General features: G+C 70.5%; 15 protein-coding genes. 10 read left to right on the forward strand and 5 right to left on the reverse strand.

Annotated elements, in window-relative coordinates; genetic code table 11:
- Nucleotides 1–16: 16 nt before the first annotated feature.
- The 6 genes from OG852_RS12505 (at nt 17) to OG852_RS12530 (ending at nt 7516) form a co-directional block, all read left to right on the forward strand.
- Complete coding sequence (locus tag OG852_RS12505; protein ID WP_133914504.1) at nt 17–982, forward strand: carbohydrate ABC transporter permease; 966 nt, start codon at nt 17–19, stop codon at nt 980–982.
- Nucleotides 979–1863: a carbohydrate ABC transporter permease gene (locus OG852_RS12510; RefSeq protein WP_133914505.1), complete on the forward strand. Its 885-nt coding sequence runs from the start codon at nt 979–981 to the stop codon at nt 1861–1863. The genes OG852_RS12505 and OG852_RS12510 overlap by 4 nt, the downstream gene beginning before the upstream one ends.
- 12 nt (nt 1864–1875) lie before the next feature.
- Nucleotides 1876–4788 (forward strand): glycoside hydrolase family 2 TIM barrel-domain containing protein, encoded by a 2913-nt coding sequence (locus OG852_RS12515; protein WP_330347964.1) that lies wholly within the window; start codon nt 1876–1878, stop codon nt 4786–4788.
- Nucleotides 4789–4915: 127 nt separating this feature from the next.
- Nucleotides 4916–5911 (forward strand): ABC transporter ATP-binding protein, encoded by a 996-nt coding sequence (locus tag OG852_RS12520; protein ID WP_133914507.1) that lies wholly within the window; start codon nt 4916–4918, stop codon nt 5909–5911.
- 68 nt (nt 5912–5979) lie between these two features.
- Nucleotides 5980–6714 (forward strand): ABC transporter permease, encoded by a 735-nt coding sequence (locus OG852_RS12525; protein WP_133914696.1) that lies wholly within the window; start codon nt 5980–5982, stop codon nt 6712–6714.
- Between the two features lie 7 nt (nt 6715–6721).
- Nucleotides 6722–7516, forward strand: coding sequence for an ABC transporter permease (locus tag OG852_RS12530; RefSeq protein WP_330351439.1), 795 nt, complete (start codon nt 6722–6724; stop codon nt 7514–7516).
- Between the two features lie 9 nt (nt 7517–7525).
- On the opposite strand, the gene OG852_RS12535 is transcribed toward OG852_RS12530, so the two are convergent.
- Entirely contained in the window at nt 7526–8212 is a 687-nt protein-coding gene (locus OG852_RS12535; protein WP_133914508.1) for a TetR/AcrR family transcriptional regulator, read from the reverse strand.
- Nucleotides 8213–8348: 136 nt separating this feature from the next.
- Between OG852_RS12535 and OG852_RS12540 the strand changes: the two genes are divergently transcribed.
- Together OG852_RS12540 and OG852_RS12545 are read left to right on the forward strand one after the other, a co-directional pair.
- Nucleotides 8349–8984: an NADPH-dependent FMN reductase gene (locus OG852_RS12540; protein WP_208117233.1), complete on the forward strand. Its 636-nt coding sequence runs from the start codon at nt 8349–8351 to the stop codon at nt 8982–8984.
- 466 nt (nt 8985–9450) lie between these two features.
- Nucleotides 9451–10035: a TetR/AcrR family transcriptional regulator gene (locus tag OG852_RS12545; protein ID WP_330347965.1), complete on the forward strand. Its 585-nt coding sequence runs from the start codon at nt 9451–9453 to the stop codon at nt 10033–10035.
- Nucleotides 10036–10099: 64 nt separating this feature from the next.
- Here the strand turns inward: OG852_RS12545 and OG852_RS12550 are convergent, their stop codons facing one another.
- Complete coding sequence (locus OG852_RS12550) at nt 10100–10480, reverse strand: VOC family protein (RefSeq protein ID WP_330347966.1); 381 nt, start codon at nt 10478–10480, stop codon at nt 10100–10102.
- A gap of 143 nt (nt 10481–10623) precedes the next feature.
- Here OG852_RS12550 and OG852_RS12555 point away from each other — a divergent pair, with 143 nt between their 5' ends.
- Nucleotides 10624–12012: a hypothetical protein gene (locus OG852_RS12555; RefSeq protein WP_330347967.1), complete on the forward strand. Its 1389-nt coding sequence runs from the start codon at nt 10624–10626 to the stop codon at nt 12010–12012.
- Here the strand turns inward: OG852_RS12555 and OG852_RS12560 are convergent.
- Together OG852_RS12560 and OG852_RS12565 are read right to left on the reverse strand one after the other, a co-directional pair.
- Nucleotides 12002–13711: a DUF2264 domain-containing protein gene (locus OG852_RS12560; protein WP_133914513.1), complete on the reverse strand. Its 1710-nt coding sequence runs from the start codon at nt 13709–13711 to the stop codon at nt 12002–12004. The genes OG852_RS12555 and OG852_RS12560 overlap by 11 nt on opposite strands.
- A 140-nt stretch (nt 13712–13851) precedes the next feature.
- Nucleotides 13852–14904: a rhamnogalacturonan acetylesterase gene (locus tag OG852_RS12565; protein ID WP_330347968.1), complete on the reverse strand. Its 1053-nt coding sequence runs from the start codon at nt 14902–14904 to the stop codon at nt 13852–13854.
- Between the two features lie 192 nt (nt 14905–15096).
- Between OG852_RS12565 and OG852_RS12570 the strand changes: the two genes are divergently transcribed.
- Complete coding sequence (locus OG852_RS12570; RefSeq protein WP_133914515.1) at nt 15097–16776, forward strand: rhamnogalacturonan lyase B N-terminal domain-containing protein; 1680 nt, start codon at nt 15097–15099, stop codon at nt 16774–16776.
- A 7-nt stretch (nt 16777–16783) separates the two neighbouring features.
- Here OG852_RS12570 and OG852_RS12575 read toward each other — a convergent pair whose 3' ends face one another.
- Nucleotides 16784–18196 carry an RICIN domain-containing protein gene (locus OG852_RS12575; RefSeq protein WP_133914516.1) on the reverse strand — a complete coding sequence of 471 codons (1413 nt, stop codon included), beginning with the start codon at nt 18194–18196 and terminating at the stop codon, nt 16784–16786.
- Nucleotides 18197–18329: the final 133 nt, after the last annotated feature.

Raw genomic sequence — 18329 nt, forward strand, 5'->3', positions numbered from 1 at the left:
CGGACGGATCACGACCATGTCGACCGCCACCCCGCGCAAGGTCGCCCAGCCCGCCCCGGCCGAGGTCGCAACGACCCGGCCGCGGCGGGGCCTGCGGGCGAGCAGCACCTTCAACTTCTGGCTCTTCACCGGGCCGTTCCTGATCGGCCTGGTGATCTTCGTCTTCGTGCCGATCGTCTGGAGCATGTACCTCAGCTTCTTCGAGGCACGCTTCACGGTCACGCCGAGCGAGTTCGTCGGCTTCGCCAACTACAAGCAGATCCTCACCGACACGGACTTCCGCAACTCCCTCGTCACCTTCACCGTGTTCGCCGCGTTCATCGTCCCCGCCACCTGGGCCCTCTCGCTGGGCCTGGCGCTGCTGGTCAACCGGCTGCGGTTCATGCGGGCGTTCTTCCGGTCGGTGTTCTTCCTGCCGACCGCGTGCAGCTATGTCGCCGCCTCGCTGATCTGGAAGATGTCCATCTTCAACGGCGTCCGCTTCGGTCTGGCCAACACGGTGCTCGGCTGGTTCGGCGTCGAGAACATCGCCTGGCTCGCCAACCCCGATCCGCCCTGGTACTGGCTGGTCATCGTGACCGTCCGGCTGTGGCTCCAGTCCGGCTTCTACATGATCCTGTTCCTCGCGGCGCTGCAGAACATCCCGCAGGAGCTGTACGAGGCGGCCGCCATCGACGGCGCCAAGCCGGGCTGGCAGACCTTCCGGTACATCACCCTGCCCCAGCTGCGGGCCACCTCCACCGCGGTGATCCTGCTCCTGCTCATCGCCGCCTACCAGGCATTCGACGAGTTCTACAACCTCCTCTCCAAGACCACCTGGGGCCAGCCACCGCTGGTCGAGCTGTACAAGATGGCGCTGGGCGAGAACCAGAACTACGGCGCGGGCAGCGCGGGCGCCGTCGTCCTGACCCTGCTCATCTGCGTCGTCACGCTGTTGCAGGGCAAGTTCATGGGCTTCGGAAGGGGTGAGGAGTCCAAGTGAGCACCACCGCACCCGACTTCAAGGAGACCACCGCGCCGGTCAAGGCCAGGCGTGGCGGCGGAGTCATCGGCAACACCGGCCTGTACGTCGCGACCGGCATCGCCGGGCTGCTCTTCCTGATCCCGTTCTATCTGATCATCCGCAACGCCCTGATGACGGACCGGGAGATCACGGGCGAGAACTGGAAGTGGTTCCCCACCGACATCCAGTGGGGCAACATCACCGAGCCGTTCGACGACGTCACGGTCGACTTCGCCCACGCCATGTGGAACTCCGTGGTCGTCGCCGTCCTGCACACCACGGGCATCCTCCTGGTGTGCTCGCTCGCCGGCTATGGCCTCGCGCGCATCCCGTACCGGCACGCCAACAAGGTCTTCTACGCCGTGCTGGTCACCCTGATGGTGCCGACGGCCGTCACCTTCGTCCCCAGCTTCGTGCTGGTGTCGTCCCTCGGCTGGGTCGACAGCTACCGAGGTCTCATCGTCCCGGGCCTCTTCAGTGGTTTCACCTGCTTCCTCTTCCGGCAGTACTTCCTGGGGTTCCCCAAGGAGCTGGAGGAGGCGGCACGGGTGGACGGGCTCGGTTACTGGGGCGCGTACTGGCGCGTCGTCGTACCGAACTCGCTGAACTTCTTCGCCGCGATCGCGACGATCACCTTCATCAACGGATGGAACTCCTTCCTGTGGCCCCTGGTGATCGGCCAGGACCCGAGCGCCTGGACCGTGCAGGTCGCGCTGTCGTCGTACATGACGAACCAGACCGTCAACTACCACCTGATCTTCATGGCCACCGCCATTTCCATCCTGCCCCTGCTGCTCGTCTTCCTGTTCCTCCAGCGCTGGCTGGTGCAGGGGATCGCGCAGACCGGCATCAAGGGCTGAGCTAGGAGACAGATGTCCCTCCGCACCACCGGCACGACCGGCACCACCGGCACCACCGACAGGACGACGGCCGTCGACTACGTCGAGGACGTGTCGCCGGGCAGCGGGGCGCTCGCGCCCCGCGCCTGGTACGCGTCCTCGGACGCGAGGTCGCTCTCGCTCGACGGCAGGTGGCGTTTCCGGCTGTCCCCGACGGCGGACGCCGAGGACGACTCGTTCGCCGAGGAGGGGTACGACGCCGGGGACTGGGCCGAGGTCACGGTCCCCGGCCACTGGGTCCTTCAGGGCGAGGGCGCCTTCGGTGCGCCGATCTACACCAACCACCTCTATCCGTTCCCGGTCGACCCGCCCCGGGTGCCGACCGAGAACCCGACCGGCGACCATCTGCGGGTCTTCGACCTGCCGGCGGACTGGCCCGAGCTGTCGGAGGGCGGGGCCGTCCTGCGGTTCGACGGGGTCGAGTCCTGCGCCCGGGTATGGCTGAACGGGACGGAACTCGGCGAGTTCAAGGGGTCGCGGCTGGCGCACGAGTTCGCGGTCGGCCATCTGCTGAAGACTGTGGACAACGTGCTGGCGGTGCGGGTCCATCAGTGGTCGGCGGGCTCCTACCTGGAGGACCAGGACCAGTGGTGGCTGCCGGGCATCTTCCGTGAGGTGACCCTGCTGCACCGGCCGGAGGGCGGCGCGCTCGACTTCTTCGTGCACGCCTCCTACGACCACGTCACGGGCGAGGGCACCCTGCGCGTCGACTCCGACGTCGACGGGCGCGTGACCGTGCCCGCTCTCGACATCGATGTCGCGACCGGGGAGCCGGTCACCGTCCCGGTCCGGCCGTGGACCGCGGAGACGCCCCGGCTGTACGACGGTGTCCTCACGACCGGGGGCGAGCGGGTGCCGCTGCGGATCGGCTTCCGCACGGTGGAGCTGTCCGACGGACTGATCAAGGTCAACGGCAGGCCCGTCCTCTTCAAGGGCGTCAACCGGCACGAGTGGCATCCGCGGCGGGGCCGCGCCCTGGACCTGGAGACGATGCGCGAGGACGTGCTGCTGATGAAGCGGCACAACGTCAACGCCGTCCGCACCTCGCACTACCCGCCCCACCCCGCCTTCCTCGACCTGTGCGACGAGTACGGGCTGTGGGTGATCGACGAGTGCGACCTGGAGACCCACGGCTTCGTCGAGCAGGACTGGCGGGACAACCCCGTCGACGACGACCGCTGGACGCCGGCCCTGCTGGACCGCGCCGCCCGCATGGTCGAACGCGACAAGAACCACCCGTCGGTGGTGATCTGGTCCCTCGGCAACGAGGCCGGCACCGGCCGCGGACTGACCGCGATGGCCGAGTGGATCCACACCCGCGACACCTCACGCCTCGTGCACTACGAGGGCGACTGGAGCTGCCGCGACACCGACGTGTACTCCCGTATGTACGCCTCCCACGAGGAGGTCGAGCGGATCGGCCGCGCACTGGACGGCGGCACCCTCAGGCGGCGCCGGCTCCCCTTCATCCTGTGCGAGTACGCCCACGCCATGGGCAACGGCCCGGGCGGACTCGCCGACTACCAGCGGATCTTCGAGGGGTACGACCGCGTCCAGGGCGGCTTCGTCTGGGAGTGGATCGACCACGGCATCGAGCACCCCACGCTGGGCCACGCCTACGGCGGCGACTTCGGCGAGGAACTGCACGACGGGAACTTCGTCTGCGACGGCCTGCTCCTGCCCGACCGGACCCCCTCCCCCGGCCTCACCGAGTTCAAGAAGGTGATCGAGCCGGTCGGCATCGAGGGCTCCGGCGACGGCACCGTCCGCGTCACCAACAAGCAGGACTTCGCCGACCTGTCGGCGCTGGCCTTCACCTGGTCGTTCGAGGCCGACGGCGAGACCGTCGCGTCGGGGACGCTGCCCGCGCCCGCGCTCGCGGCGGGCGAGTCCGCGGACGTGAAGCTGCCCCCGCCCCCGGCGGACGTCCCGGCCGGCGCGGAGACGGGCTGGACGGTCCGTGCCGTGCTCGCCGAGGACACCGCCTGGTCCTCCGCCGGCCATGGGGTGGCGTGGGGTCAGATCCCCCTCGCGCCCCGTGCCGTACCGTCCGTCGCGGCCACCGTCGGCCCGGTCGCCGAGGGACGGCTGATCACCCTGGGCCCGGCCTCCTTCGACGCCCGCACGGGCGCGCTGCGCGCCATCGGCCCGGTGGAGGTCACCGGTCTGCGGCTGGACGTGTGGCGGGCCACCACCGACAACGACGACGGCGCGGACTGGCAGTCGCACCTCCGCCACGGCGTGCTCTGGCGCGAGGTGGGCCTGCACCGGATGCGGCACCGCCTCGACGCGGTGGAGCTCGGGGCGGACACGCTGACGGTACGGACGCGGGTGGCTCCGGCGGCCCGCGAGGTGGGACTGTCGACGGTATACACATGGCGGTCCGACGGCGATCGCGTACAGCTGACCGTCTCCGTCACCCCCGAAGGCGACTGGACCGTGCCCCTGCCCCGGCTCGGCGTGCGCTTCGGACTGGCCGAGGCGGACGCGGTGACCTGGTACGGCGGTGGGCCCGGGGAGGCGTATCCGGACAGCAGGATGGCGTCGGCGGTGGGCCGTTGGCAGTCGACGGTGGATCGTATGCAGACTCCCTACGTCCGTCCGCAGGAGAACGGCGCCCGCGCCGACGTCCGCTGGGCGGAGCTCGGCGGACTGCGCGTCGAGGGCGCCCCGGAGTTCTGGTTCACCGCCCGGCGCTGGACCAGCGAGCACCTGGACGCCGCCCGTCACCGCACCGATCTCACGCCGGGCGACACGGTCTGGGTCAACCTCGACCACGGCCAGCACGGCCTCGGCTCACAGTCGTGCGGACCGGGCCCGCTGCCGCAGTACTTCCTGAACGCCGCCCCGGCCGAGTTCTCGTTCGTGTTCACGACCACCGGGTGACCGTCGGCCGACGGACGGCGGCCGATTAACCGATTGACCATTTGATCGACATTCGGACAATGTGAGGACCTCTCCCGCGGCCGTGCCAGCCCCGTCGGCCGGCCGCGCTTCACTGGAGGTTGAACGAGTGAGCGGCACCATCCAGGTGCGCGGTCTGTCCCGCACCTTCCACACCACCGTCCGCCGACCCGGCTTCGCCGGAGCCCTGCGTTCCCTGGTCAACCCGGAGCGGGTGGCCAAACACGCGGTCAGCGACATCACCTTCGACGTGGACTCGGGCGAACTCCTCGCCCTGCTCGGCCCGAACGGCGCCGGCAAGTCGACCACCATCAAGATGCTCACCGGCATCCTCACCCCCACCTCCGGCGAGGCCCGGGTCGCGGGGGTCGTGCCGTACGAGGACCGGGAGCGCAACGCCCGGAACATCGGCGCGGTGTTCGGGCAGCGCACCCAGTTGTGGTGGGATCTGCCGGTGCGCGAGTCGTTCTCGATCCTCCGGGACATCTACGAGGTGCCGAAGGCCGAACACAGCGCCCGGCTCGCGGAGTTCGACGACCTGCTGGCGCTGTCCTCGTTCTGGGACACCCGGGTCCGGCATCTCTCCCTCGGCCAGCGGGTGCGCTGCGATCTGGCGGCCGCGCTGCTGCACGATCCACCCGTCGTGTTCCTCGACGAACCCACCATCGGCATGGACGTGGTGGTCAAGGAGCAGGTCCGGGAGTTCCTCCGGCACCAGGTCGAACAGCGGGGCCGTACGGTCCTGTTGACCACGCACGACATGACGGAGGTCGAGCGGCTCGCCGAGCGGGTGGTGCTGGTCAACCACGGCCGGCTGGTGCTCGACGGCACGCTCGACGAGATCCGCCGCACGTTCGGCTCCACCTGGCAGGTGCGGGCGACGCTCGCCGATCCGCACGCCGAGGTCGCCGCCCTGCCGGGGATCGCGGTGGTCCGCCGGGAGGGCGCCCGGGTGGTGTTCGGTCCGGACGGGTCGGCCGCGCCGACCGTGCACCAGGCGCTGAAGTCGGTCATCGAGCGGTACGAGGTGTCGGACATCGCGCTGGACGAGGCCGATCTGGAGGACGTGATGCGGGCCGCCTACATCCACGCGGACGCGGCGTGACGGCGACCGTGCCCGCCTGGCGCGCGGCCCGCGTCACCCCGCTGGGCGAGCTGCACGCCCCGCCCCGGATGACGGCGGTGCTGCTCCGGCTGACCGTGCAGGTGGTGCTGGTGGCCTCGCTGTGGCACGGCCTGTACGCGCGCACCGGCACCACCGCCGGACTCGACGAGGGGCAGGCGGTCACATACGCCGTCCTGGCCGTACTGGCGTCCCGTATCCGGCAGTTGGACCAGTCCGCCGGCCGGGACACGGTGATCCAGCACATGCACTACGGCACCATCGTCTACTGGTACCTGCGGCCGCTGCCGCCCTCGCGCTACTACGCCCTGCGCGCGTTCGGGGAGCAGGTGTACGGCTTCGCGTGGGCGCTGGCCGGATTCGCGGTGTGTCTGGCGGCCGGGGTGATCGACCCGCCGAAGTCGGCCGCCGTGGCCGGGGTGTTCGCGGTCAGTCTGCTGCTCGGCCAGTTGGTGCTGTACTACGTGATGCTCCTCCTGGACCAGCTCTGCTTCTTCACCATCCGCAACAACTCGGCGATGCTGATCCTGATCTTCGCGCAGAACCTGCTGTCCGGGGTGTACGCGCCGCTGTGGTTCTTCCCGGACTGGTTCATCCGGCTGAGCGGTTTCCTGCCGTTCCAGGCGACGCTGAACGTTCCGCTGTCGATCTACATCGGCCGGGTGCGACTGTCCGAAGCCGCGGCCCAGTTGGCCGTGCAGGCCGGCTGGGCGCTGGCGCTGGCGCTGTTCACCCGGTGGGTGTGGCGGCAGGCCGCGCGGCGTGTGATCTCGCAGGGAGGCTGAGGTGTCGGTGAAGGCCCTGCGGATCGCGTGGCGCATCACGCTGCTCAACATCCGTTCCTCGATGGAGTACCGGGCCGAGTTCCTGCTGAACATCGCGATCGGCGCGATCTGGCAGGTGTCGGTGATCGTGTTCGCGACCGTGCTGCTGTCCCGGTTCACCGGAATGGGCGGCTGGGACAGCTCGGAGGTGCTGCTGATCCCGGCGATCCGGATGCTCGCGCACGGGCTGATGGTGCTGCTGTTGGGACGGGTGCACTTCATCGGGCGGCAGATCCAGGAAGGGAAGATCGACGTCTATCTGCTGCGCCCCATGCCGGTGCACCGCCAGGTCCAGCTCGCCTACTTCCCGACCAACGCGATCGGCGATCTGACGGTGGCGACGGGCCTGATGGCGGGCGCGCTCGGCCGCAGTCATCTGGACTGGACGGCGGGCCGGATCTCGTATCTGGTCGCCGCGGTCGTGGGCGGCATGCTGCTGGAGGCGGCGTTGTTCACGGCGGTGGCCTGCGCCGCGCTGCGTTTCCCGGCCGCCGACTACTGGAGCGGTTGGCTGGAGGAACTCCTCGGCACCTTCGGCAGCTATCCGCTGAACGTGCTGCCCCGGGCGGTCGGGGGTCTGCTGACCTACGGCCTTCCGCTCGCGTTCGTCGCCTACTTCCCGGCCGCCGTCCTCACCGGCCACGGCACCGGCGTCCCCCACTGGCTGGCGACGGCCTCCCCCCTGCTGGGCGTCCTGGCGTACCTGGGCTCCCGGCTGCTGTGGCGGTGGAGCCTCGGGAAGTACACCGGGGTGAACGGCTGACGGGCGGGCTCAGGGCGTCCGGTAGGCCCGGACGAACACCGCGACACCGCCGGTGATCAGGCGTTCCCTCTCCTGCGGGGGCAGGGGCAGCACTCCGTAGTGGGACTGCTGGGTGAGGGTGTGCGAGATCAGGGCCATGAAGTGCGCGGCGGCGAGGGGCGCGTCGCCGCGCAGGTCGAGCAGGCCGGCCTCGGCCAGGCCCGCGAACGCCTCGGCGAGCGCCTCGTCGGCCGGTCGCGGGCCGGCGTCCCGCCAGGCCTGGAGCACCTCCGGCGGCACGTGGTCGGCCTCGGCGTGGATGTGCCGGACCAGCGCGTAGTGGTTCGGGTAGTCCTCCATGAGTCCGACGAAACCGCGGGCGAGTGCGACGAGGTCACGTTCCAGGTCCTCCGGGCGGGGCGGCCGTCCGGGGGCCAGTACCGCGTGCAGCCGGGCGATCTGGGCGTCCTTGACCTCGCCGGAGGTCCAGGTGACGACGGTACGGAACAGCTGGGCCTTGCCGCCGGGGAAGTGGTTGTAGAGCGTGCGGGTCGACACCCCGGCCTCGGCGGCGAGCGTGTCGACCGAGGCGCGCGCGTACCCCTCCCGTCCGAAGACCGCGCAGGCCGCGCCCGCCATCGCGACCCGCTTCTGAAGCTTGCGGGGCGACTGGTCCAGTCGCGCCTCCGCCATCCAGGCGTCGTTGGTGCTGCCCACCGTGTCTCCTCACGTCCTCTCCCGCCCCATCCTCACTCACCCCCCGCCGAATGACAACGAGCGTTGTAATTTCTACAACGAGCGTTGTACTTTAACAACGATCGTTGTACTTCGTGGACCGAGAAGGGGAACACCCATGCCCATGACCACCGTCGCAGATGCCGGCACCGTCGCCACCGAGGACGCGCACCCCTTGCGGGTCGCCGTCGTCGTCGGGAGTGTCCGCGAGGGCCGTCAGGGCCGCGGTGTGGCCGAGTGGTTCCTCGGCACCGCCGTCGGCCACGACGGCCTGGACCTGGACGTCATCGATCTCGCGGACGTGGATCTGCCCCTGGTCATGCCCGGCTGGGGCGGAGCACCGAGCCCCGAGGCGGCGGCCGCGCTCGCGGACGTGTCACCGCGGCTGGCCGCCGCCGACGCCTTCGTCGTCGTCACGCCCGAGTACAACCACAGCTTCCCGGCCGCGCTGAAGAACTTCATCGACTGGCACCACCCGCAGTGGCAGGCCAAGCCGGTCGGTTTCGTGTCGTACGGCGGACTGGCCGGCGGAGTCCGGGCGGTGGAGCAACTGCGGCTGGTCTTCGCCGAGTTGCAGGCCATGACCGTCCGCGACGCGGTCAGTCTGCACGGCCCGTGGTCCGGGCTCGGTGAGGACGGCCGCCCCCGAGACGCAGCGGTCTGCGAGGGCGCCGCCAAGGGCATGCTCGGTCAACTCATCTGGTGGGGGCGGGCGTTGCGGGAAGCGCGGCGCGTCCACCCCTACCAGGGCTGAGAGGGCGGACGGCATGACGACGGCACAGGCCGAGGGCGCGGCGCCGGGGGCCGTCGTGCCGACCGCCGCGTGGGCGGTGGGGCGCCTCGGCGCCCACCGCACGCAGGTCACCGTGCGCAGACAGGTCGGCCGCCGCTGCCCGAAGCGGTCCGCCGTGAGCGGCCACCGCGCAACCCCCGGTGGACCACGCGTCCCCCTCCCCGGCCGGTTCCCCGGCAACCTTACGTCCGCCGGCGGCGACCCAGTTCGTGGGCGCCGGGCACGTTCAGCGGATACCGGGCGGCGCCGCCGTACACCGAGAGCTACGCGGCGAAGCCGGCGTACACCGCACTGCCGAACGGACTCCATCCGCACACCTGACCGGTCCCGGTCCCGGCGGCGGGCCGTCGCGGCCTCGGGAGGATGCGCCGGTCCCCTTAGGATTTCCCCCGAACTGTCCAGGCCCGAGCATCCAAGGCGGTCCCCCATGCCCCGAGCCGGCCTCACCGCCGACCGTCTGGTCGCGGCCGCCGCCGAACTGGCCGACGAGGTGGGCTCCGACGGCGTCACCATCTCGGCGCTGGCCCGGCGCTTCGGCGTGAAGGACGCGAGCCTGTACTCCCACGTCAAGAACCTCAAGGACCTGCGGACGCGGCTCGCGCTGTTCGTCGGCGGCGAGATGATCGACCGGATCGCGCCGGCCGTCGCCGGGCTCGCCGGCAAGGACGCGCTCGCCGCCTTCGCCGGGGCCTACCGCGCGTACGCCCTCCAGCACCCGGGGCGGTACGCGGCCGGGCAGATCCGTATCGACCAGGACATCGCCGTCGACTCCGCCGCGATGCGCCGCACCGCCGAGATCACCCACGGCATGCTCCGCGCCTACGGCCTCACCGAACCCGACCTCACCGACGCCGTCCGCCTGCTGCGCAGCACGTTCCACGGGTACTGCGCGCTGGAGGCCGGCGGGTCGTTCGGCGCGCCCCGGGACGTACAGCGGTCCTGGGAGAAGGCGGTCGACGCCCTGCACATGGCTTTGACGCACTGGCCCCGGGAGAGGGCCGGAGAGGCCTGACCCGCGGCCTCGGGCCGGGGCCCGATCCCTTCGCGTCGGCCGCGCCACGGCCGTCCGGCGTCGCTCAGCCCGCGGCGGTGGCGGCCCGTTCCGACTCGGCGCGCTCCACGCAGAACTCGTTGCCCTCCGGGTCCGCGAGGACGACCCACCCCGTGCCGTCGGACCTGCGCATGTCGGAGACGAGTGTGGCGCCGAGGGCGAGCAGCCGCTCGACCTCCTCCTCCCGCGTGCGGTCCTGCGGCTGGAGGTCGAAGTGCACCCGGTTCTTGACAGTCTTGGCCTCCGGCACGGTCACGAAGAGCAGTCCCGCGCCCGCGATCAGCGCCTCCTCGTCGCCGGGCTTGTCGTCCTCGTGGCGGGGCAGTCCGAGCGCCTCGGACCAGAAGCCGGCGAGGGCGTAGGCGTCGGAGCAGTCGATCGTCACATGACGGATGGCAGAAGTCATGCGGGGATTGTTGTGCACACCGTGATCCGCGGCAACGCGAAAAACACCGGCCCCGAAAGCCCGGCACTCCCGTCGCACCCTCCCGTGGCGGGAATTCCTCTCTTCCCCGGCAACCCTTTCCGGCCCCGTGGCGACAACAGGCCATGACATCTGCACGACGCACAACGCGCCACCGCCGCATCCGCGCGGCCCGCAAGCCCGCGATCGGCGCCCTGGCCGCCGCCGGGGTGCTCGCCGGCGCGTGGTACGCCACCGCCGGGGCCGCGCCCGCCACCGCCGCGAACCTCACCCCCACCACCACCGCCGTGGCCCTCACCGCCAAGTTCCCCTACCTGTCGGCCGGGTACAACAACACGCGCGAGTGGACCCGGACGACGACCGCGGTGGCCCCGAACGGCACCCTGCGGGTGGCCTGGCCCGCCGCGGACGGTATCCATGTCACCCCGCTGACCGCCGCCGGGAAGCGCTCGGGCGCGGACACGGTCGTCAAGGGGGCCAAGGAGGTCGGCGGCCTGGTCGCGCACAACAACGGCTTCGCGCTGCTCACCCGTGTCTCCGACACCAACAAGTGGAAGGAGACGGCGGCCGCGATCATCCGGTACACGGGCGGCAAGCAGACCTTCCGCACCAAGCTCACCGGCACCGCGTCGAACGACACCTCTCCGGGCCTCGACGGCCAGCTCACCTGGAACGGCACCAAGTACGGCGCGTACTTCGTCGTGCACGGCGCCGGCGGCTTCGCCGACGGGCACTTCGGCGACAAACTGCAGTACGTCAGCGCCAAGGGCGCCAAGCTGGGCGGCGGCTGGGACTGGGGCTGCAGCCACAACGAGGGCATCGCGCTGCACGCCGAGACCACCGGCGCGTTCACCTCCCTGTGTTTCGACGACTGGCGTTCGGGGCTGTTCGTGTCCACGAAGATCGGCGCTCCGGACGTCGCTCCGGTCGTGCAGCGCGAGCAGTGCTGGGCCGGTTACTGCGGCGGCACGTTCCCGGGCCGTACCGGCGACCTCGTGAAGTCCTCCACCGGCCGGTACGCCACCGCGTTCGCCTCGCGCGGGGCCGCCTCCGCGAAGAAGAACCCGGACGACTCCAGCGGGCGCGGCTGGACCGTCAAGCCGAAGACCGGCACCCACCAGGTCGCCGTGGCCTTCATGAAGAACCGCAACTCCGGCCCCGGCAAGGCGGTCTACCTCACGAGCGCGGCCGGCACGGAGAACGTCAACGTCCACCTCGCCCCGTACGGCAAGGACCGGCTCCTGGTGTCCTGGGAGTCCCTGAAGAACGCCAAGTGCGCCGCCGGCACCTGCACGGGCACCTTCACCGGCACCCATCTGCGGCTCATCGACTGGACCGGCGCGTTCCAGAGCGCGGACAAGGTGGTGAGCACCCGGATCAGCGGTGACATCGCGGTCCTCAAGGACTCCACGCTGATCTGGGCGTACGCCCCCGTGACGCCGGCCTACGCCAAGCCGCTCACCGGTGCCTCGCCGACCACGACCACCCTGCGGATCGCGCGCCTCAAGCCCTGACCCGTACGGCGTCCCCCGACAGGGTCACCCGGATCTCGGGGCCACCGCTCCAGCGCACCCGGATCCCGTCCGGTCCGTCCGCCCGTACGGAAACCGTCTCCTCCAGGGGGACGGTTTCCGGTGCGGCGGTGAGCCGGGCGAGCGCCACGAAGAGGGTGGAGCCGTCTCCCGTCGTACCTGCGAGCGAGGAGGTGGAGGAGTCGTCGGCAACGGCCTCCAGACCGTGGGCCGCGACGAGTTCCGCCCGCAGTCCGTCCCCGGCGCTCCACCCCGTCACCCGCACCGGCGTCCCGGGCTCCGCCCCCGTCACCAGATGGGCCCGCACCTCCGTCGCGCCGTGCGCCAGGACGACACTGGTGACCCGTACCCCGCCCCCCACGGTGTGCCGCGAGGCCACCCAGCCGTCCCCGGCGCCCAGCGGCTGGATACCCGTACGTCCCGGGTCTCCCCCGACGATCACACTGTTGTCGTACGACGCCGCGGGCGCCGTCACCGTCGAGTACGCCAGCCGCGTGTAGTACGGGTCGTAGCGGACGTCCTCGCTGCCGTGGTTGTGCAGCCGGACCACACCGTCCGCACGGGTCGACTGCAGCAGCCAGTTGGGCGCGGCGACCGCCGTCACCGCGTCCTCCCGTTCCGCCGGGCCGGGTTCCTCCACCGCGGTCCAGACCTCGTGGTCCGGCGGCAGCAGCAGGCCCAGGAACCCCTTGCTCGCCCAGTAGGGGGAGGCGGGGCCCGAGTAGCCCTGGAGGACGGTGGGGTCGGGGCCGTGCCAGCCGAGGGTGAGCAGTCCGCGTGCGTCGACGGCGCCCCGGTCCAGGAAGTACTTCAGCGCGCCCGAGGCCAGTCGGCGGGTCTCGCCGGGCGGCAGCGGGGTGTGGCCGGTGAGGGCGCCCAGCCACAGGGGCGCGGTGGTCGCGAAGCGGTAGGTGAGGGAGCGGCCCTGGTGCATCGGGGCGCCGTCGCCGCCGAACAGGCGGGCGTAGTCGGCGAGGTGGGCCGCCAACCGTTCACCGTATACGGTCAGCAGTCGACTGTCGCCCGCGAGCCATGCGTGCAGCACCGGATACAGGTGCATCGCCCAGCCGTTGTAGTAGTCGTACTTCCGGCCGTCGCCGTCCGTGTACCAGCCGTCGCCGACGTACCACTGCTCGATCCGCTCCAGTCCGCGGTCGACCGCCTTCCCGGACGCCTCGGTCTCGTGCCCGATCTCCTGGAGGAAGCCACCGACCGTGACGGGGAACAACTCCCAGTTGCACGGCCAGGGTTCGGCCGTCAGGGCGTCACCGAGCCAGGCCGCGGCCCGCTGCCGTACGGAGTCGTCCAGGCGGTCCCAGAGCAGCGGGCGGGTCAGCCGCAGCGCGAGCGCGATCGACGCGGCCTCGACGAGCGGCTGACCGCGGTCCTCGATGCGGGGCCAGGCACCCGAGACTCCGGCCGCGAGTCCGTCCGCGTACCGCTGCAGGGCCGTCTCGTCGCGGCGGAAGGCGGCGAGGAGCAGGGTGCGGGCGTAGCCCTCCAGTCCGTCGGAGAGACGGCCGGACCAGCTCTGCCGGTCGCCGGGGACGTGATAGAGGGCCCTGTCCTCGGTTGCGTACGGCTCCACCGCGGCCAGCAGGGCGTCGGCGGCGGCCTCCCAGTGGGCGCGGGTGAAGCCGGTGCGGGGGCTGCGGGCGGGGTCGGGCGGCGGCAGGTGCATCGGCGGTCTCTCTCTCGGCACGCGGCGGGTCGTGGCTGGGCGGGTCCTGGTCCCGGCCGGTTCGGAGCCGTGCGGCCCCTGATCCCGTGGGGGTCAGGCCCTGGGGGCGTCCCGGTTCCGGTCGGGGCGCCCCCAGGAGTTCATCCCACCCGCACGGTGCCCCGGGGCACCAGATGCCGGGCGACGAGTTCGTCGCGGACCAGGCCCGCGTAGACCGTGGCTCCGTGCACGGAGGTGTGCGTGTTGTCGCGTTTCTCGTTGTACAGGTAGAGCGCCTTGGAGCCATCGACGCCCAGGGACTCCACCAGCGCCTTGGTGCGGGCGGTGAGGTCGATCAGCGGTACGTCCCGGTCGGCGGCGACCGAGCGGATCACGGCCGGGTGGTCGACGCCGAGTCCGTTGACCAGCAGGGCCGTTCCGTTGTTCAGCGTGCCGTCGGCGTTGAACCAGCGGCGCACGATGGGGGTGACGAGGACCGGCCTGCCGCCCTTCTCCCGTACCCCCGCCACCAGTGTCTCGAGGTTCGTGCGGTACGTCACCTCGTCGGTCGTCTTGTCGTTGTGCGCGAGCTGGATCAGGACCAGGTCGCCGGGGCGGATCAGGGGCTGGACGGTGGCCCAGAGCTGCGGGTTCTGCAGGTAGGTGACCGTACTCTCGCCGGAGTCCGCGTAGTTGGCGACCGAGACGCCCCGGCGCAGGTACTGCGGCAGCTCCTGGCCCCAGCCGGTGTAGGGGTCGCCGGGCTGGTCGCACACGGTGGAGTCGCCCACGAGGAAGATCTGCCGGGCGTGCCGGGCGGGGGTGACCCGGATGTCCGCGAGGGCGGGTGCGGAGCCGCCGAGTGACAGATCCAGTCCGGGAGTTCCCTCGGCGCCCGTCGGTTCGCCCTCGGGGGTGCGGACGTTCACCGTGAAGCTGCGGACCTCGCGTGCGCCGGCCGGGACCGCGGTCTCGGCGAGCAGCGCTCTGCGGGTCTCCCCGCTGACGGACGTGCTGGAGTCGGCGTCGCCGCCGAGGACGACCCGGACGTCGTAGGTGCCGGCGGGGACGTCGAAGTGGCAGGCGGTGGCGGTGCAGTGGTCGATGCCGAGGGGCTCGGGCCGGTGCTCGTGCGCCTGGGCTGGGGCGGGGACGGCCGTCAGAACGGCCGTCAGCGTCAGCGCCGCCGGCACGGCGATGGTGAAACGTCTCACTCGGGGCTCCTCCGTCACGTCGGCAGTCCTGGCGGCTGGACCGTACCGCCTCTGGCAAGCGCTTTCTAGACCTTGGACCGATTTCACAAGATTGCCAACCTCCCGCCAGTGAAAGCCCTTTCGCGAAATCGTTTCAACTGTCACTCTCTCCCACACCCGCACACCCCACACCTCCCGAAGGAGGCTCCCCCCATGTCCGGATCCGACAGCCACCCGGTCCGACGCCGTACCTTCGTCCTGTCCGCCGCGGCCGCCGCCGGCACCGCCGCCCTCACCGGCCCGCTCGCCCCTGCCGCCTCCGCGGCGAGCTTCGGCTGGAGCGACGACGGCTCGAACTACGTCGTCGACACCGGCGCGAGCCTGGTCTTCAAGGTCAGCAAGACCAACGGCGACCTGACCTCGCTGGTCTACAAGGGCACCGAGTACCAGGGCTACGACGGCAAGAACTCCCACATCGAATCCGGCCTCGGCACCTCCACGGTGACGATCGGTCAGTCCGGTTCGACGATCCTGATCTCGGTCACCTACGGCACGCTCAGGCACTACTACGCGGCCCGCAGCGGCGAGAACAACGTCTACCTGTGGACCAACAAGGCCGACAGCTCGGTCTCGGCCACCCGCTACATCGTGCGCGTGAAGAAGGGCCTGTTCCTCAACGACGAGCCCGACTCCTACACCTACACGTCCTCCACCATCGAGGCCTCCGACGTGTTCGCGAAGTCCGACGGCCAGACCCGCTCCAAGCACTACTCCAAGGTGCGGGCGATCGACTACGACTACGTCGGATGGTCCACGGGATCCGTAGGCCTGTGGATCGTCCGCAGCAACCACGAGAAGGCCTCCGGCGGCCCCTTCTACCGCTCCCTGCTGCGTCACCAGAGCGCCGACGGCGGCGGCCTCTACGAGATCCTCTACTACGGCGAGAACCAGACCGAGGCCCAGCGCTTCGGCCTCCAGGGCCCCTACGTCATCGCCTTCACGGACGGCGGCGCGCCCTCCTCGTCCCTCTACCCCGGCACCCTCACCACGTCCTGGGCGGACTCCCTCGGCATCTCCGGGTACGTGGCCGCGAGCGGCCGGGGCCGGGTGGCGGGCGTCGGCATCAGCGGGCGCGACACGGCGTACCCGTACACGGTGGGGCTCGCCAACCCGGCGGCCCAGTACTGGGGCTCGGCGCGGGCCTCGGACGGGTACTTCTCCCTCGGCGGGGCGCTGCCGGGGACGTACACGCTGACGGTCTACAAAGGCGAGTTGGCTGTATACAGTACACAGGTGACCGTGTCCGCCGGCGGGACGACCACCCTCAACACGATCGCCATCCCCTCCTCGAACGATCCGAGCAACGCGGGCGCGATCTGGCGGATCGGTGACTGGAACGGCACGCCCGGCGGCTTCAAGAACGCCGACCTGATGACGTACGCACACCCCTCCGACGTCCGCGCCGCCGCCTGGACCGGCAACGTGGTCGTCGGCAGCGGCACCGAGACGTCCGCCTTCCCCTGCTATCTGTGGAAGGACGTCAACAGCGGCATCATCGTCCACTTCCGGCTGACCGCCGCCCAGGCCGCCGCCGCGCACACCCTGCGCATCGGCGTCACGACGGCCTACGCCAACGGCCGGCCGCAGATCGTCGTCAACGACACCTGGACGTCGGCCGTCCCCTCCCCGCCCACCCAGCCGAGCACCCGGTCGCTGACCGTGGGCTCCTACCGGGGCAACAACTACACGTTCACCTACAGCGTCCCGGCGTCGGCCTGGCTGACGGACACCAGCGCCTACAACCAGCTGAAGATCTACGTGGCGAGCGGTTCGGGGACGACGTCCTTCCTCAGCGCGGGCACGTCGATCGACGCGATCGACCTGCTCGCCTGACGTCACGTCATGAGCCCTGCGTCCACTGCTGGTTCGTACCGCTGTTGCACGTGTACGTGATGACGGCGGCCGAGTTGGCGGTGGACGCCCCGCTCACGTCGAGGCACTTGCCGCTCGCCCGGGACTTGATGTTCACGTAGCTGCCGCCGGCGGTGACGGACCACTGCTGGGTGGTGGCGGAGGAGTCGCAGTTCTCCTGGCTGACGGTGCTCGTGTTCTCCTGCACGCACAGGGAGCTGTGGCGGGCGACGAGCTGGTAGTAGCCGCTGCCGACCGACTTGAACCAGTACTTCTGGTTGTTGCCGCCGTTGCAGGTGTACTGCTTGATCTGGGTGCCCTGCCACAGCGACTGGCTGGTCACGTCGGCGCACTTGGCGGAGTGCCGGGCGATCAGCGTGTTGTAGGTGGCGCTGGTGCCGGTGACCGTCCCGGCGGACGTGTCCACGGTGACCTCCGGGTACCAGGACATGGACAGCGTCGTCGAGGTCGGGAAGGTCAACGGCAGCCACACATAACGGGAGTCGTTGACGGTGCCGCTGAAGGAGTTGCCCCAGCGGTCGCCCATGTAGAGGTAGGAGGTCCCCGAAGTGCCCTGGATCGGCAGGACGTAGGCGGTCTGGGAGCCGTAGGCGGTGGAGTCGCCGACGTTCGTCATCGACGTCCAGGGGCCGGACAGGCTGGTGGCGGTGGCGTACTGCTGCTGGTTGGGGTTCCAGCCGGTCGCGCCCGACGTGAGCATGAAGTAGACGCCGTTGCGCTTGAAGAGGGCCGGCGCCTCACGGTGGCCGCCCGCCCAGGGGTTGGCGACCAGGCTGTCGATGGCCGTGTAGTCGGCGGTGAGCCGGTAGATGTGCAGGTCGTAGTTCTCGTTGGCGGCGGAGATCATGTACCCGGTGCCGTCGGTGTCGACGAACGTGGTGATGTCACGGGACATGTAGGAGCCGAGGGGGCGGAAGCTGCCCTGGTAGGTGTAGGTCCCGTCGACGGTGTCGGAGACGGCGACGGCCGCGCGGGCCTCGCTGTAGTCGGTGCCGTTCTCCTTGTGCATCCACATCACGAACTTGCCGGTGGAGGCGTTGTAGATGACCTTGGGCCGCTCGATGTAGGCGGTGGCGAGCTCGGAGGCGCTGGACTGGGTCAGGACATGGTTCCTGAACTCCCAGTTCTTCAGGTCGGTGGAGCGGTAGGCGTCCACGTACCGGAAGGTGTTGTCCGCGTTGCGGTCCTCACCGAACCAGTAGTAGTAGCTGCCGACCTTGATGACCCCGCCGCCGTGGGCGTGCACGACGGCGCCGGAGGTGTCGGTGAACTGGACTCCGTTCGGGACGGTCACCGCCGCGGCCTGGGCGGGACCGGCGGTGGCGAGGGCGCCGATCAGCGCCAGACAGAGGGCGAGCAGGGTGGCGTACACACGTCTCATGGGGAAACCTCTCGGGGAACGACCACCTTCACAGAGCACAGGTGCGTTCGGGACGGCGAACAACATGTGGAATGACGAACGCCGAAAAGGTAAGGGTGTGTTACCAGCAGGTCAACGGGTCTGACGGGACTTG

The organism is Streptomyces sp. NBC_00582, assembly GCF_036345155.1.
Lineage (GTDB): Bacteria > Actinomycetota > Actinomycetes > Streptomycetales > Streptomycetaceae > Streptomyces.

Excerpts from the sequence above, each read along its gene's own strand:
- OG852_RS12505 (WP_133914504.1), top strand. The coding sequence starts at position 17 with ATGTCGACCGCCACCCCGCGCAAGGTCGCCCAGCCCGCCCCGGCCGAG.
- OG852_RS12515 (WP_330347964.1), top strand. The coding sequence starts at position 1,876 with ATGTCCCTCCGCACCACCGGCACGACCGGCACCACCGGCACCACCGAC.
- OG852_RS12525 (WP_133914696.1), top strand. The coding sequence starts at position 5,980 with ATGACGGCGGTGCTGCTCCGGCTGACCGTGCAGGTGGTGCTGGTGGCC.
- OG852_RS12540 (WP_208117233.1), top strand. The coding sequence starts at position 8,349 with ATGCCCATGACCACCGTCGCAGATGCCGGCACCGTCGCCACCGAGGAC.
- OG852_RS12545 (WP_330347965.1), top strand. The coding sequence starts at position 9,451 with ATGCCCCGAGCCGGCCTCACCGCCGACCGTCTGGTCGCGGCCGCCGCC.
- OG852_RS12550 (WP_330347966.1), bottom strand. The coding sequence starts at position 10,480 with ATGACTTCTGCCATCCGTCATGTGACGATCGACTGCTCCGACGCCTAC.
- OG852_RS12555 (WP_330347967.1), top strand. The coding sequence starts at position 10,624 with ATGACATCTGCACGACGCACAACGCGCCACCGCCGCATCCGCGCGGCC.
- OG852_RS12560 (WP_133914513.1), bottom strand. The coding sequence starts at position 13,711 with ATGCACCTGCCGCCGCCCGACCCCGCCCGCAGCCCCCGCACCGGCTTC.
- OG852_RS12570 (WP_133914515.1), top strand. The coding sequence starts at position 15,097 with ATGTCCGGATCCGACAGCCACCCGGTCCGACGCCGTACCTTCGTCCTG.
- OG852_RS12575 (WP_133914516.1), bottom strand. The coding sequence starts at position 18,196 with ATGAGACGTGTGTACGCCACCCTGCTCGCCCTCTGTCTGGCGCTGATC.